This window comes from Vulcanisaeta souniana JCM 11219 (assembly GCF_026000775.1).
GTDB classification, from domain to species: Archaea; Thermoproteota; Thermoprotei; order Thermoproteales; family Thermocladiaceae; genus Vulcanisaeta; species Vulcanisaeta souniana.
On sequence record NZ_AP026830.1, the window covers coordinates 258,820 to 271,526 of the forward strand.

Annotated in this window: 14 protein-coding genes and 1 tRNA gene; 8 read left to right on the top strand and 7 right to left on the bottom strand. The window is 45.7% G+C overall.

What is annotated here, in order from left to right:
- The first annotated feature begins 58 nt into the window (after positions 1–58).
- Complete coding sequence (dcd, locus tag Vsou_RS01350) at positions 59–598, top strand: dCTP deaminase (protein WP_188603622.1); 540 nt, start codon at positions 59–61, stop codon at positions 596–598.
- A gap of 2 nt (positions 599–600) precedes the next feature.
- On the opposite strand, the gene Vsou_RS01355 is transcribed toward dcd, so the two are convergent.
- Together Vsou_RS01355 and Vsou_RS01360 are read right to left on the bottom strand one after the other, a co-directional pair.
- Complete coding sequence (locus Vsou_RS01355) at positions 601–1,782, bottom strand: fucose isomerase (protein WP_188603623.1); 1,182 nt, start codon at positions 1,780–1,782, stop codon at positions 601–603.
- A gap of 5 nt (positions 1,783–1,787) precedes the next feature.
- Positions 1,788–2,744, bottom strand: a complete 957-nt coding sequence (locus tag Vsou_RS01360; protein ID WP_229709862.1) for a threonine ammonia-lyase — start codon at positions 2,742–2,744, stop codon at positions 1,788–1,790.
- A gap of 233 nt (positions 2,745–2,977) precedes the next feature.
- On the opposite strand from Vsou_RS01360, the gene Vsou_RS01365 reads away from it, so the two are divergent.
- A complete protein-coding gene (locus tag Vsou_RS01365) occupies positions 2,978–4,516 on the top strand; it encodes a hypothetical protein (RefSeq protein ID WP_264890748.1) in 1,539 nt (512 codons plus the stop codon).
- Between the two features lie 320 nt (positions 4,517–4,836).
- Here the strand turns inward: Vsou_RS01365 and Vsou_RS01370 are convergent, their stop codons facing one another.
- From Vsou_RS01370 to Vsou_RS01380, 3 genes are all read right to left on the bottom strand, one after another.
- Complete coding sequence (locus Vsou_RS01370) at positions 4,837–6,453, bottom strand: hypothetical protein (protein WP_264890749.1); 1,617 nt, start codon at positions 6,451–6,453, stop codon at positions 4,837–4,839.
- A gap of 411 nt (positions 6,454–6,864) precedes the next feature.
- Positions 6,865–6,941, bottom strand: a tRNA-Ala gene (locus Vsou_RS01375).
- A 104-nt stretch (positions 6,942–7,045) separates the two neighbouring features.
- Entirely contained in the window at positions 7,046–7,528 is a 483-nt protein-coding gene (locus Vsou_RS01380; protein WP_188604164.1) for a peroxiredoxin, read from the bottom strand.
- Between the two features lie 186 nt (positions 7,529–7,714).
- On the opposite strand from Vsou_RS01380, the gene Vsou_RS01385 reads away from it, so the two are divergent.
- From Vsou_RS01385 to Vsou_RS01410, 6 genes are all read left to right on the top strand, one after another.
- On the top strand, positions 7,715–8,620 hold the full coding sequence (locus Vsou_RS01385) for a molybdopterin-dependent oxidoreductase (protein WP_188604165.1): 906 nt from the start codon (positions 7,715–7,717) through the stop codon (positions 8,618–8,620).
- A 2-nt stretch (positions 8,621–8,622) separates the two neighbouring features.
- Positions 8,623–9,126 carry a hypothetical protein gene (locus Vsou_RS01390; RefSeq protein ID WP_188604166.1) on the top strand — a complete coding sequence of 168 codons (504 nt, stop codon included), beginning with the start codon at positions 8,623–8,625 and terminating at the stop codon, positions 9,124–9,126.
- 83 nt (positions 9,127–9,209) lie between these two features.
- Entirely contained in the window at positions 9,210–9,509 is a 300-nt protein-coding gene (locus tag Vsou_RS01395) for a hypothetical protein (protein WP_229709957.1), read from the top strand.
- A gap of 82 nt (positions 9,510–9,591) precedes the next feature.
- Positions 9,592–9,960, top strand: a complete 369-nt coding sequence (locus Vsou_RS01400) for a hypothetical protein (RefSeq protein ID WP_054844509.1) — start codon at positions 9,592–9,594, stop codon at positions 9,958–9,960.
- Positions 9,961–10,021: 61 nt separating this feature from the next.
- Positions 10,022–11,857, top strand: coding sequence for a phosphoadenosine phosphosulfate reductase domain-containing protein (locus Vsou_RS01405; RefSeq protein ID WP_188604167.1), 1,836 nt, complete (start codon positions 10,022–10,024; stop codon positions 11,855–11,857).
- Positions 11,858–11,897: 40 nt separating this feature from the next.
- Positions 11,898–12,110, top strand: a complete 213-nt coding sequence (locus Vsou_RS01410) for a hypothetical protein (RefSeq protein WP_013336978.1) — start codon at positions 11,898–11,900, stop codon at positions 12,108–12,110.
- A gap of 16 nt (positions 12,111–12,126) precedes the next feature.
- Here Vsou_RS01410 and Vsou_RS01415 read toward each other — a convergent pair whose 3' ends face one another.
- Positions 12,127–12,354, bottom strand: a complete 228-nt coding sequence (locus Vsou_RS01415; protein ID WP_229709958.1) for a hypothetical protein — start codon at positions 12,352–12,354, stop codon at positions 12,127–12,129.
- Positions 12,339–12,650, bottom strand: coding sequence for a hypothetical protein (locus tag Vsou_RS01420; protein ID WP_054844511.1), 312 nt, complete (start codon positions 12,648–12,650; stop codon positions 12,339–12,341). The genes Vsou_RS01415 and Vsou_RS01420 overlap by 16 nt, the downstream gene beginning before the upstream one ends.
- Positions 12,651–12,707 lie beyond the last annotated feature (57 nt).

The window sequence follows — 12,707 nt, forward strand, 5'->3', positions numbered from 1 at the left end:
AGATACCGATAAAAAACACGTGGTAGTAAAATAAATTGCGAAAACCCGTTACTGATCAATGGCGGTTCTCGCAAGAAATGAGTTACTAAAACTCATTAAGGATGGAGTATTATCAATAGAACCCTTTAGTGAGGATGTTGTTAGGGAAAATGGACTTGATCTAAGAGTAGGCACTGAATACGCAATATACGCCTTCGATGGACAAGTAATAGATCCATGCGAACTGGAGAGCACAAGGCATTTGTTCAGTATTGTTGAAGCTAAGGACGGTAGAATCGTAATACCACCAAGAAGTTTCGCATTACTAACTACCATGGAGTACGTGAAGTTCCCAAAGGACGTAGTCGGCTTCTGCAACCTACGTTCAACTCTCGCCAGATACGGCCTCAGTGTACCACCGACAATAATTGACGCGGGCTTCGAGGGCAACGTGACGATAGAGGTCATAAACAATAGCGGTAACTACATGGTTCTTAGGCCCCGCATGAGATTCCTACACGTGGTTCCGGTTAGAGCTATTGGCGAAGCGAAGTACCTTGGTAAGTACCTGGGACAGAGGGGAGTCACGCCGCCAAAGGGCATGAAAGGCGAGTGCTGAGTCTATGGTGTATACTTAACGACTTCCATACCAAGGACACTGGCTATGGTCTCCAGCTCTCTAGTTACGTTGCCGGGTATTATGACGTGGTGATTATACGGTGCCAGTCTAAGGATGACTGATGAATTAATGCCAAGATCGAGCACTGCCTGCGTTCTGCACATCCTATCACTCAGTAACCCTGACTCAATAACCTTAGCGTTGAAGATCCCCATCCTCCTGAAATCACTTGAGACGGAAACTCCAGTTACCTCATTAAATAGCAACTTACCAGTTAAACCATAACTAAACCCTGATTCAAAGTGTGTAACTGCCCTGGCATTGCTAACCATGTTAAGGGCTATGGTGCAGTGGGCCATCGTGACTCTACTTCCCTCAATGCGGTTCGTATTTGCAATCCAACCACTATAACCAGTTAACTCCCTTGCAATGATCATGGAGAACAACGCCCTTAAGTCGGCTTCGCATGCTGCTATCAACCCCTCCTCATTGAGCCTAGCCAGCGCCAGGCATGGAGTGACCCTATGCTTGACCAGGTATGGGAAGCAATTAATGGCTAGGGCATCATACTTACCATAAAGACTACGCATGGCGGCATATATCTCACCAACGTTCCTAAGTTTCTCATCACTAACCTCAAACTTAACCCTACCTTTGGTGTGGTTCATGAATTCGGTGGCGATCTTCTCATCAGCATTGTTTATCAATTCCTCAAGGTTCTCCATGGGTATGGTATCAACCCTAGCCTCAACCCTATCCTCAAACGCCTTGGCCACGTTATCCTTAGCTCCAACACCAAGCAGGGCAACCCTAACACCTAGTATTGATGCAATGGCTCTGGTAACTCTCAATGCATAATCGATACCGCTTAGATCATCTAGATGTAGAATCCCTGAGTCAATACCAATTTCACTAAGTATGGCTTTCGCGTCAAGGGCCGAGGCCAGGCTATTAAAATCTGGGTGAGAAACGAGTAATAATCTACGTAACCCATAATCTTCAGCAAACTCCCTAACCAGGCGACTAACACCACCAGACAGTATTAAGGCTGTGACGAACGCATTATTAATATCCAACCCTCTTAGTTCATCGGTACTAGTTACAATCCTATCAATACCCCTAACTGCGGGAACTCTGTCCCTGTGCAACGAGGACACAAATCCCAAAACAATAATTCTCCTCATACCACTCAATAATTCTCAAGGGCCTTCATAAATAGTTCTGGGTCAATATTACCGCCAGTAACCATGACAACGACCTTCTTACTCACCAACTGACTCCTCAACTTCATGGCAGCGGCCAACGCAGCAGCACCCGCCAGCTCCGCGACCTGCCCAGCGTTAAGGGCTAATTCCTTAATGGCCCTGAGCATCTCATCATCACTAACGAGAACCACATCATCAATCCTACCCCTCAATATGCTGAACGGCAACTCATAGGCCCTAGCCGTGGCCAAGCCCTCAGCAATAGTCCTAGCATAACCCACGGAGACTAACCGACCCTCCTTAAGCGATAAGTAAACACTTGGCGCGCCCTCGGCCTGTACACCTATGACCTTAATTGATGGACTAACGGATTTATAGACAATCACGGCACTCGAAGCCCCCGAGCCACCGCCTATTGGGTTAATCACCACATCAACGTCAGGCAAATCCTCAATAACCTCTAGGTGCATCGTACCAACCCCTGGATAGAGCAGTGGCTCATTGGTGCTATGCACGAATAGTAAGCCCTCCCTATTGGCAAGGCTCATTGCGTAGTCCAAGGCCTCATCAAACACCTTACCGTGAAATACTATTTCAGCGCCCAAGTCCTTTAAAGCCTCAACCTTAACCCTGGACACGCCCTCGGGCATTACTATCACGACCCTGGCACCAATCAACTTACCGGCGTAAGCAACGGACTGCGCGTGATTACCCGTGGACGCCGCAATCAACCCTCTCCTCTGCGCCTCATCCCTCCTAACCATCACGAAATACACACCACCCCTAACCTTAAACGCCCTGGTTGGCTGAAGATTCTCAAGCTTCAGGTAAACATCAAAGTCAAGCAACCTAGATAACTGACGTGAATAGACGAGGGGAGTCCTCAGCAAGTACCTACTAATCACCTGCCTAGCCCTATAAACGTCCGACAACGAAAACATTAGAAGCATTAACGCTACACCCTAAATAAGCTTTACAACCCGCGGTGAAGTCCTACCGAAATTTAAACAGAACATTGGGTAACAGCGCATCACCCTTATTTAATTCCTACCTAATCACGAAGCTAAAAACCAAACCTACTCGATTCACTTTCTCTGAATAGCCGAAGTTAAAAAAAAGTCCCGTGAAATAATAGATTCTGATGGTTATGGGTTTGGGAAGGGGGTGGTTGTTGGTGGTTTTGGTTGTTGTCGCTGTCCTTTCCTTGGTCTTTGCTTTCCACGTGGCTAATAGGTTGGGGGGTGAGGTCGTTGGTCAGGCAAGTCCTAATGCCGTAGGTGGGTCAGCATTGGTAAGTATTAACGTGCCTATTTACGTTGTTGGGCCGGCAACACTCATTCAGGGATTAATCAACGCGGGCATAAACCAATCAACAATCAAACCAACAACCACAAACCAATTAACAACCCTACCAAACAATAGTGTTGTTGTTATTGATTGGGATTCTTTATTGAGCTATTCGGGTAGTGATTACTCGGTAATTACTGGCGTCCTGAATGTACTATTTAGGAGGGGTGACTTGGTGATTATTCACGTATCAAGTACTGAGGAAAGCCCATTGGCAATGTTGGCCTTGGCTCAGTCATGGGCCAAGGCCTACGGCAGTAAAATAACGACCTACCCAATCATCGCCGGGCAGTACCTCTCAGCCTTCGGCAGCAAAAACGCACTAGTATTCGGCAGTAGCTACAAAACCAAAGACATAATAGGCATAATAACTAACTACCAACGAACAATCAGTACATGGGGTCGTGAAGTAGGGTCAAACCAGGTATCGCCTCTTAATATTTACGAACAATATGAGTTACAGAGTACGACATTAACGAATGTTGATCCGTGCCAGAAGTATGTTCAAAATGAGAATAGCCTAGGCGGTGTCGTCTTTGATTATCAACCTTATTATAATGGCGTTGATACCGAGGCTTATAATGATGGCAATGGCACCCTTTACTACGATACGTGCATATTCGTTTATAACGGCAATGGGGAACCATATATACCCGCCGGCGCTGCGCCGTATTACTCTGTGGCAACTGCCGCATGGATCGCCTATTCACCGTCAAGCACCATGATTAGTAACAATGGCTACATAAACTACTTCATAGGCACCATGGACCATGAGCTGGGGTGGGATGATTACCAAAGCGGCACCACTAATTCATACCTAGAGTATGAGAGTGGTGCGAACCCGGCATCAACGTCATCAAATTACGTCGTGAGATTCACAGTCGAGTTTGGAACTGGTGGTGTGAATATGGCATTCGAGGTTGAGTATAGTGAATCGCCATCATCCGTCAGGATTCAGAGTGAGAATACAGCGCCAACTACGAATACGGCAGCTTTTAATAACACCTGGCGGTTCTACATGGGTGAAAGCCAACAGGCTAATCAGAAGTACATAGTGGCATTCGCCGAGGACGCCGATGAGTGGGTACTACCGCAGGGGCTCAATACTTATCAAACCGCCACCTTTAACAATGAATTAGGCGTTAATCTAGTCACGTCGGTGCAGGACATACCGTGCACTGCATGGGTCTATAACTACGAGGTTATATGGACCCAAATCCAGTGGGTACTACAGTACAACCCAGGTTCATCACCACCAACAGGCTTCAGCGCTCAGATAGTAAATCAACAAAGCCCGTACGACATAACCGGAGTAACATCATACAGCGAATCCATACCATACACCTGCGGTGACATAATAACATAGTTTAGCTAGTAATGCTTTATCTTCCTCAAAATGGTGATTTCTTGGTCTTAATCAATATTCCAATGCGTGGGCCAGGGTCAATCCTTCGAGGACTAAGGCTGGGCTGTCGTGGACTGAGACCCTACTAAGATCCGCAACATCCAGCGCATTATCTTCCAACAAACACGAAGTGCATAAAGGCAAGAGGGAAAAGGGAAATGTTTGCTCTTAGATTCTTGGGTTATGAGCATGGGCCTGCATTGAAATCTGCGTAGAGTGTGGGTGCTGGGTAGTAACTGCTTAAGTTGCTTATGTAAACCTGGTAATTAAACTCATAAGACCTATTTACTCAGGAATGGACATATTATGGGCACCGCATATGACGTTACACCGGTTACGTAGGAATATGGTGAGCCATATATGTATGATTGACCTGATATGCTAGCTGCTGTGCTTGATTGCGGGGTAACAATGACCACCCACTTAATATCGGCCCAGATAGTTTGATAAACCTCATAGGCGCATGGGTATTGTGCCGTGACCACATTATTCTCAAAATCAACATTGAACACAGCCGTGTTCTGCGATGTTAAACTTGATAAGTATATGTTAGCCGGTGTTAGGTCTTCAAAGGAATTTGGGAAATCCCGCTGATTAGCACCATAACCTATGTTGAAGATCCACGTAATGTTAGCCACCTCTACAGTCCAGCCATTAAAACTTGTTGTCTCGGCAGGGCTAAGTGAACCACTAATACTCTCACTAGTACCGGTGGGTAATGATATGCTAACACTAACGCTTGGAATTCCCGTAACGGTTACACCAAACGACACGGTGTAGCTAGCCGTATTACTTGTTGATGGTGGATTCCACGAACTAGGACTGAACGTACCACCACCTTGATCACCAATGAATGCGTTGGTTGCACCGGCGCTGTATTGTTGATATCCGTAATAATAATCAATAGCCCCTAGCTGTGAAACAATATAACCATTATTACCATACATAGTTGAGGATTCATAATAATTCTCATAGCCAAGAACCTGAGCCGCTAGATAATAAGTTGGGTTATATCCACCTAGCTGCTCCTCATTAATCGAGTTAGCCACGGCGAGACATGTATCCCAATAGAACGTTCCATTGCCGTCGGTATACCCCTCTACACCACTATCCGATATACCAACCCACATTGGTGTTGTCCATATGAGGGTACTACTGCTTGTCGAATAAACACCAGGTGCGGGGTTTGAATAAGAACCGCCAATGTATTTCTCATACTCGGCATAACATGGATCTTTCAACCTAAGGATAGGCTTCATAATACCTACTATGAACTGCGGTAGTTGGTTTAGGTATATTGGGCCTATGATCAGGCCTCTTGGTCTAACCCACTTTACAACGAACACCGCTGGCTCTCTATCGCTCACTGGGATTACTGGGTAAGCAATTAAATAGTCTGGGACTTCCTCCCTGAGCATTACGCCGTTTAAAATCAACCCATTATTAATTGCCTTAGCCCATGAATAGGCTAGTACGAATTCGATGATGCCCTCATCACTTGCGTTTGCATATATACCAACAATATCACCCCTGGCAATTGCGTTAGCCAGCCCGTGAATCACCGGGCTTGTTAGGTTAACCTTGACCTTATCACCTGAGTCGTTCATTATGATGCTCGGTTTTATTATTGACCAGTCGATGATTATTATGCTATTGTTTGGTAGGGTTGTTAATTGGTTTGTGGTTGTTGGTTTGATTGTTGATTGGTTTATGCCCGCGTTGATTAATCCCTGAATGAGTGTTGCCGGCCCAACAACGTAAATAGGCACGTTAATACTTACCAATGCTGACCCACCTACGGCATTAGGACTTGCCTGACCAACGACCTCACCCCCCAACCTATTAGCCACGTGGAAAGCAAAGACCAAGGAAAGGACAGCGACAACAACCAAAACCACCAACAACCACCCCCTTCCCAAACCCATAACCATCAGAATCTATTATTTCACGGGACTTTTTTTAACTTCGGCTATTCAGAGAAAGTGAATCGAGCAAGTTCAGTTTTTCAGTCCTGTAACTAATACCTACTTGAGTGATTGACGATTTATTGCCTAAATGTGACGTAGAATTCGATGAATAATGGTTAGCTTAAGAGCCGTATAGTGTAATCGTTATTCATGAAGCCCATTTTTCATTATCCACATTACTTCCTCTAGAACGAGGGATGTGGGTATTAAATCATGAAATTTCGCTATCAAGAGTCTCTCATAAGGGCGTTGGAAGTCAATGAACGAGTAATTCAAGGGACGAAACCCAAATTAACTGGGAACAAACCCAGTGCATTAAGAAACAGGGAAAAGAATGACCCGTGGTGGACCGGCCGGGATTTGAACCCGGGTTCTCCCGCGTGCGAGGCGGGCATCCTTCCAGGCTAGACTACCGGCCCAGGGAAAAGAACGGATTATTGGGAATTTAAGCTTTTAGCCTTGGGTTGTTGCGGTGATGATTTTGTTGTTTTTGAGTGGGTTATTGGCTTATGTGTGTCTCGTATCATGGGGAGTATTTCTTATTTAATTCATCAACTATGCGTATTACCTCTTCATAGGGTGGTTCAACACCTGGGTTATCGCTAACCCACTTGTGGACTACAGTGCCTTTGGGGTCGAGTATGAGTACGGCCCTTTTGGCGACGCCCTTAAGGCCGAGTAGGTTCTCGTGGACGATTCCATACTTCGTAATCATCTCTTTATTGAAGTCGCTTAATAATGTGAAGTTTAGCCTATTTGCTTCCTTAAATGCCTTGAGTGTGAATGGTGTGTCCACGCTTACAGCTATAACCTCGGCATTTGCCTTGTTTAGTAGCGCCATCCTATCCCTGAAGGTGCATAACTCCTTTGTGCATACTGGAGAGAAGGCTGCTGGGAAGGTTAGTATGACTACGAACCTCTTACCGAGGAATTCGGATAACTTCCTTGGTTTTAACTCCGTGTCCAGGAGCTCAAAGTCCGGAGCCTTTTCCCCAATCTCAACCATGATGGTCGGGTAACCATGGCGTCCCAACCTTAAATAATTGAGGTTATAGTTCATAAATTAGTAATAGGCATTAGGGTTGTTACAAAATTAAGAATTAAGGATGAATTAGGGTGTACGGGGATTAGTAATAAGTTTGTAAGGGATTCTGAATAAGCATTATTTAACGGCCCAATTGCGCACTCATCAATGTCGGATAATGCCGAGGGTAGGAGGCCAAGGAATGCGGGCATCAGTGGTAGGAGGAGGTTCCTAACCATGTTGCTAACCGCTGGTGCTGCCGCCATGCTCGCAAGCATGTTACCCAATACGATAACCAATGATGGTCAAGACATTGAAGGCGCTTTCGCCAATAATTCTGCAACTTCTTCCGTAATTAATGAATCCAGTGCAAATCAATTAATCACTAATGGGTCCGCGGTCAACATAACCGTACCAACCACATCACACATATCAGCCATTAAGACCTTCCCCACAAACAGGACGCAGCAGGTAAACGTCAGTTCAGTTTCTGTAGGCAATGCCGTAAATAACACGGGTAGTACCAGTAATGTTACTAACGTAAGTCTAACGCCACTGGATGACTGGTATATCGTACAAATAGGGCCCACACCTCAGGTAAATGTCGGCAGTTATACGCTGGTAATTGATGGGCTCGTGAATAATCCATTGAGCCTGACCTACCCTGAGTTAACGAGTATGCCTACTAAAACGATCCTAGACACAATACAGTGCGTTTCAGATCCGTACTTCCTAAGGGCAGTAGTTGAGTGGACTGGCGTGCCGTTGAAGTACGTGTTGAATCTTGCAGGTATCCAATCAGGTGCAACTAAGGTAATACTCTATGGGGCTGATGGGTACACAAGTGATTTACCGTTGTGGAAGGCAATGGAGGATGACACACTGATCGCATTCATGGCTGATGGACAACCACTATTAAGGACCCACGGTTATCCTGTAAGATTGGTCGTACCTAGGTGGTGGGGTTATAAGTATGTGAAATGGCTGGTTAAGATCACGGTGAGTAACGAGAATTACCTGGGTTATTGGGAGTCGAGGGGTTACCCAGACGTTGCTAGGAAGAACGGTGATTAACAATGCAGTCTCTGCGTTTTGGTGATTTACGCATTAATAAGACCACCTTGATATACCCTGGTGTTCTAACGATGGTCTTAGCGATGTATTTTAAGTCATGGTTCATTGCAGTACCTGGTATTGTGATGGCGGTTTACCCAGCCCTTGGTATCGATATTTCCGACTCAATCTACTCACCGAGTTTTCAAAGGAGGACTGCATGGATATTACTTGCGCTGTCCATTGCCGAGGCAATTACGGGGTTTGGTGCTGGGCCCACGACTTCGTCCATAGTGTACTCCTTAACGTTTGGCGCCTTGACGAGGGGGCTATCCCTTCAATTGCACATATTATTAATTGCACCGCTATCGCTCTTCTTCATACTGCATATAGCCAGTGGCATTGGTCTTGCGTTAATAAGGAGGAGGATTACCTGGAAACCACTTTACACTTACGTCATACCCTCAATGCTCATAGCACTCTTTGTAATCACCATGTACCTCTACAGCTTATTAGTGATTATTTAATTAAGCACGGTATCGACGTTACCTCGCATTTTTGCTTAGGGTGATACATAGGTTTTTAACCCATTGATTTAATGAGTATGTTAATGAGTAATGATAAGCAGCCGGTGCAAGCAGGGCAGGTTATTAACCAGGAAATGCTCGTGACCGGGATACTAACGTCAATCAAACCATTGATACAGGTGGTGCTGGCGGATCTCGTTAATGACCCAAACCTAAGGAAGATAGTTATAGCGTCAGTACTTTCAGTCATAAACGACAGGGAGTTCAGGTCATCACTTAAGGCCTTAATAATCGAGATACTGCGCGATGAGAATGTTAGGCGTGAACTACGTGACTTCCTAAGGGATGTTGGTAACCCACTGCGTCTCCTGTTACCTCCGTAAAACCTGGATTAATTTGGGATTTTGTTATTTTTACTGGTGTGCCGGGATTCATTTATTTTAACACCACATTAAAAAGGCATTAATGAGTTCACAAGTAGACCCAATACAGATAGCCCGATTACCCGAGAACCAGCGTGAGCAACAGATAAGATCGATACTCCAAATGCTATTCACACTTAAGGAGGACCAGGCATTCCAGGCGCTTCGCGGAGTCATTGAGACCCTCGCCAAGAAGGCTACCGATGATGAGTACATTAATTGGTGCAAGACCACAATGAGAATCCTAGCGTCATATCCAGACGAAGTCGTTAAGGCAGGGCTGGCATTAAGGAGTAGGGCAGTCTCCAGCCTGGATAAGAACCTACAGAGTAGGGATCAGGCAATTGTGGGCAGGGTTTTGCAGCTTCTTGATGAGGGCGCGCGGCAGAAGTTAATGAGGAATATGAAGTGAGTGTCCTCGGCTTCGTCAAAAGAATTAAATTTATCTTCCTCATTCTTAAACCCGTGGCAAAATGCCCTCAGTGATTTATTGGTGCGATGACTTAAACGTGCCAGTGCTTAGTAAGGACTTAGGGGCTAGGCACTGTTCATCAATGAGTATTGTTAGGGTTACCAAGCCCGGCGATGTTAGGCCTGCCTTCCCCGTTGATATCGATGTTACAAGGAGGGCGGTGATTAATGAGTTTGGGAGTGAGGAGTTAGCCAAATTACTAATACCTAATGATGAGGTCGTTCTCCTTAATAAAATACCTGGTTATGCGGACCAAGCTGATGAGGTAATTGTGAGGGGTAGGGTGGTTGGTCATAGGTTTTACGACGTAGAGAGGAGAATGTGGAGGTTCAGGCCATTGCACGAGGGCATTACTGAGATGATTAATCGGGGCCTTGGTTACTGGGCCATAATAAAGTTGGATAGACTTCCTGAGAGATTCGATGTTCATAAGGAGTTAATCATCAGGGGAAACCTACCCGGCGAGAGGTATGTGCACGTCGCAGTGTCCGCAAAGGATGGTAAATACCACGGTATTGCTAAGACAATGAGGGGCAGCAGGCTCAGGATAATTAAGAGCTGGATGGCGAAGGGACCATTACCAAGCCCTAAACCTAGCACATTAAAGGACTTCATTGAGTTGAATAGGGAGTATATAGAGCATAAGGCGGGGAAGGCCGTGGAATTCCTGAGGAAGGTCTTCGATGAGTATAAGAGGCCTGTCGTGGTTTCATACTCAGGCGGTAAGGACTCCTTGGTAGCCCTTGACTTAACGGCAAGGGTAGGCGTTAAATTCCATTTATTATTTAACGACACAGGCCTTGAACCACTGGAGTCCTATGACAATGTTAAGGAGGTTGCAAAGTCCTATAATGCTGAGTTAATCATAGCCTCAGCAGGGGATAAGTACTGGAGGGCTATTAGGGAGTTCGGGCCACCGGCCAGGGATTACCGCTGGTGCTGTAAGGTGATAAAGCTCGGCCCAATAACTGATGAGATGCTACGCAAGTTTCCAATGGGTTTCATCAGTGTCGTTGGCCAGAGGGCCTTTGAGTCGTTTCAAAGGGCTAGGTTGCCCAGGGTTTCGGTTAGTAAGTGGGTTACTAAGGATATCGTTGTTGCCCCAATACAGGACTGGACGGCACTGGAGGTCTGGGGCTACATACTGCTGAGAAACCTGCCCTATAACAAGGCCTATGAGTATGGCTTTGATAGGCTTGGCTGCGTCATATGTCCGGCAAATGAGTTGGGTGAGTTTGAGATTGTACGTGAGAGATATCCTGGGATTTACACGAGACTTCACGAGGTCCTCACAGAATTCTCACATAGTCGGGAATTGCCGAGGGAATTCATTGATTACGGTCTCTGGCGCTGGAGGAGGGGCTTACCAGGCGATATCCGTAGTCGGGTTAAGGTAAGCCTCAGGGTTAAGTACCCAGTTAGGCTTAGTGGTGATGGTGAGTCGTTGATTATTGATGTTGATAAACCCATCAACACGAGCACCTTCACGGAGTTCTTAAAGATGCTCGGTTCAGTGGAGGGCACTGACGGATCATACATTGTGAGGGGAAAGTTTGGAGAGGCTGAGGTCAGGGTTGGGCAGGGTAACAAGGTGCTTATTTCCTCGGCCAGTAAGGAGTTGAGGATTCATATTGCAGGCTTTGTGGCTAGGGCATCAATATGCGGTGAGTGCAATCTATGCATTAACTGGTGCCCAACAAAGGCCCTGAGGCGCGTTGGTTCTGGCCCATCATTCATTGTTGATGAGAGTAAATGCATAAACTGCCTGTTTTGTTCCAAGGCATGCCCATCAGCTCAATACCTAGTATACCGTAACCCTGAAATTCACGGAACCTGAGTTTATTACCTTATTAATTATTTAGTGAGTGTTTTTATTGATGGATAAGGAGGAGGCCGTTAGGGCCATTTACCACCTAGTTAATTGGTTAGTGAACCCAAATGAGGAGTTTAGTACAGTGCTTCAGTACTTGAATGAGTTATGTATGGAGTTTGGCACCTGCGTTAAGGTTGATGAACCGACGAGGGTATCAGTCATGAAGGCAATTATAGAGGTTGTGATGGAGTTACTTAGCAAATGCGATAAAAATTAATTCCAGTAATACTTACTTAATCAATGGGTTGGTTAGAGGAGCTTAGGGGTAGAATAGAAATAACACGGAGAAAGGTATCACAGTCCTCATTGACGTATAGCCATAAAGCCGTTGCAACACTATCGAGGACGCCCCTGAAAAACCTCTCCTCAAGCTCCTTTAAGTCGCCCTCAAACCTATTACCCAAATACTCACCATCCAACAATGCCTTGAGTCTCTTGAAATCAACTATCCCAGCAAACACCAACTCACCATTAATGAAAATACTCGGTACAGACCTAACATCTCTAACTTATTGATTAATCTATAGTCAATGTGTGCCATTGTGGGTGAGACCCTCGATGATTGGTAGTTGTTCCTCAGTAATTCATGGGTGGCTAGGTCCACGTCACCCGTGACCACTAGGTCGTAGTGCCGCTGAAACCCACTCCTTGGTACTGCTGCTGTATATGCAGTAATGCCGAGCAGCAGCTTTAGGCGGTGCATAGATTTAACAAGCCCAACGCACCTCCTTAATTCCTTGATTAGTGCCTTGGGCATTATCTTTGCGGTTGTTGTTTTGTGTCCTCTAATTTTAAGTTGGTGTTTTTGTTGTTT

Excerpts from the sequence above, each read along its gene's own strand:
- dcd (WP_188603622.1), top strand. The coding sequence starts at position 59 with ATGGCGGTTCTCGCAAGAAATGAGTTACTAAAACTCATTAAGGATGGA.
- Vsou_RS01355 (WP_188603623.1), bottom strand. The coding sequence starts at position 1,782 with ATGAGGAGAATTATTGTTTTGGGATTTGTGTCCTCGTTGCACAGGGAC.
- Vsou_RS01360 (WP_229709862.1), bottom strand. The coding sequence starts at position 2,744 with ATGTTTTCGTTGTCGGACGTTTATAGGGCTAGGCAGGTGATTAGTAGG.
- Vsou_RS01380 (WP_188604164.1), bottom strand. The coding sequence starts at position 7,528 with ATGGTTGAGATTGGGGAAAAGGCTCCGGACTTTGAGCTCCTGGACACG.
- Vsou_RS01385 (WP_188604165.1), top strand. The coding sequence starts at position 7,715 with ATGTCGGATAATGCCGAGGGTAGGAGGCCAAGGAATGCGGGCATCAGT.
- Vsou_RS01390 (WP_188604166.1), top strand. The coding sequence starts at position 8,623 with ATGCAGTCTCTGCGTTTTGGTGATTTACGCATTAATAAGACCACCTTG.
- Vsou_RS01395 (WP_229709957.1), top strand. The coding sequence starts at position 9,210 with ATGAGTAATGATAAGCAGCCGGTGCAAGCAGGGCAGGTTATTAACCAG.
- Vsou_RS01400 (WP_054844509.1), top strand. The coding sequence starts at position 9,592 with ATGAGTTCACAAGTAGACCCAATACAGATAGCCCGATTACCCGAGAAC.
- Vsou_RS01405 (WP_188604167.1), top strand. The coding sequence starts at position 10,022 with ATGCCCTCAGTGATTTATTGGTGCGATGACTTAAACGTGCCAGTGCTT.
- Vsou_RS01410 (WP_013336978.1), top strand. The coding sequence starts at position 11,898 with ATGGATAAGGAGGAGGCCGTTAGGGCCATTTACCACCTAGTTAATTGG.
- Vsou_RS01420 (WP_054844511.1), bottom strand. The coding sequence starts at position 12,650 with ATGCCCAAGGCACTAATCAAGGAATTAAGGAGGTGCGTTGGGCTTGTT.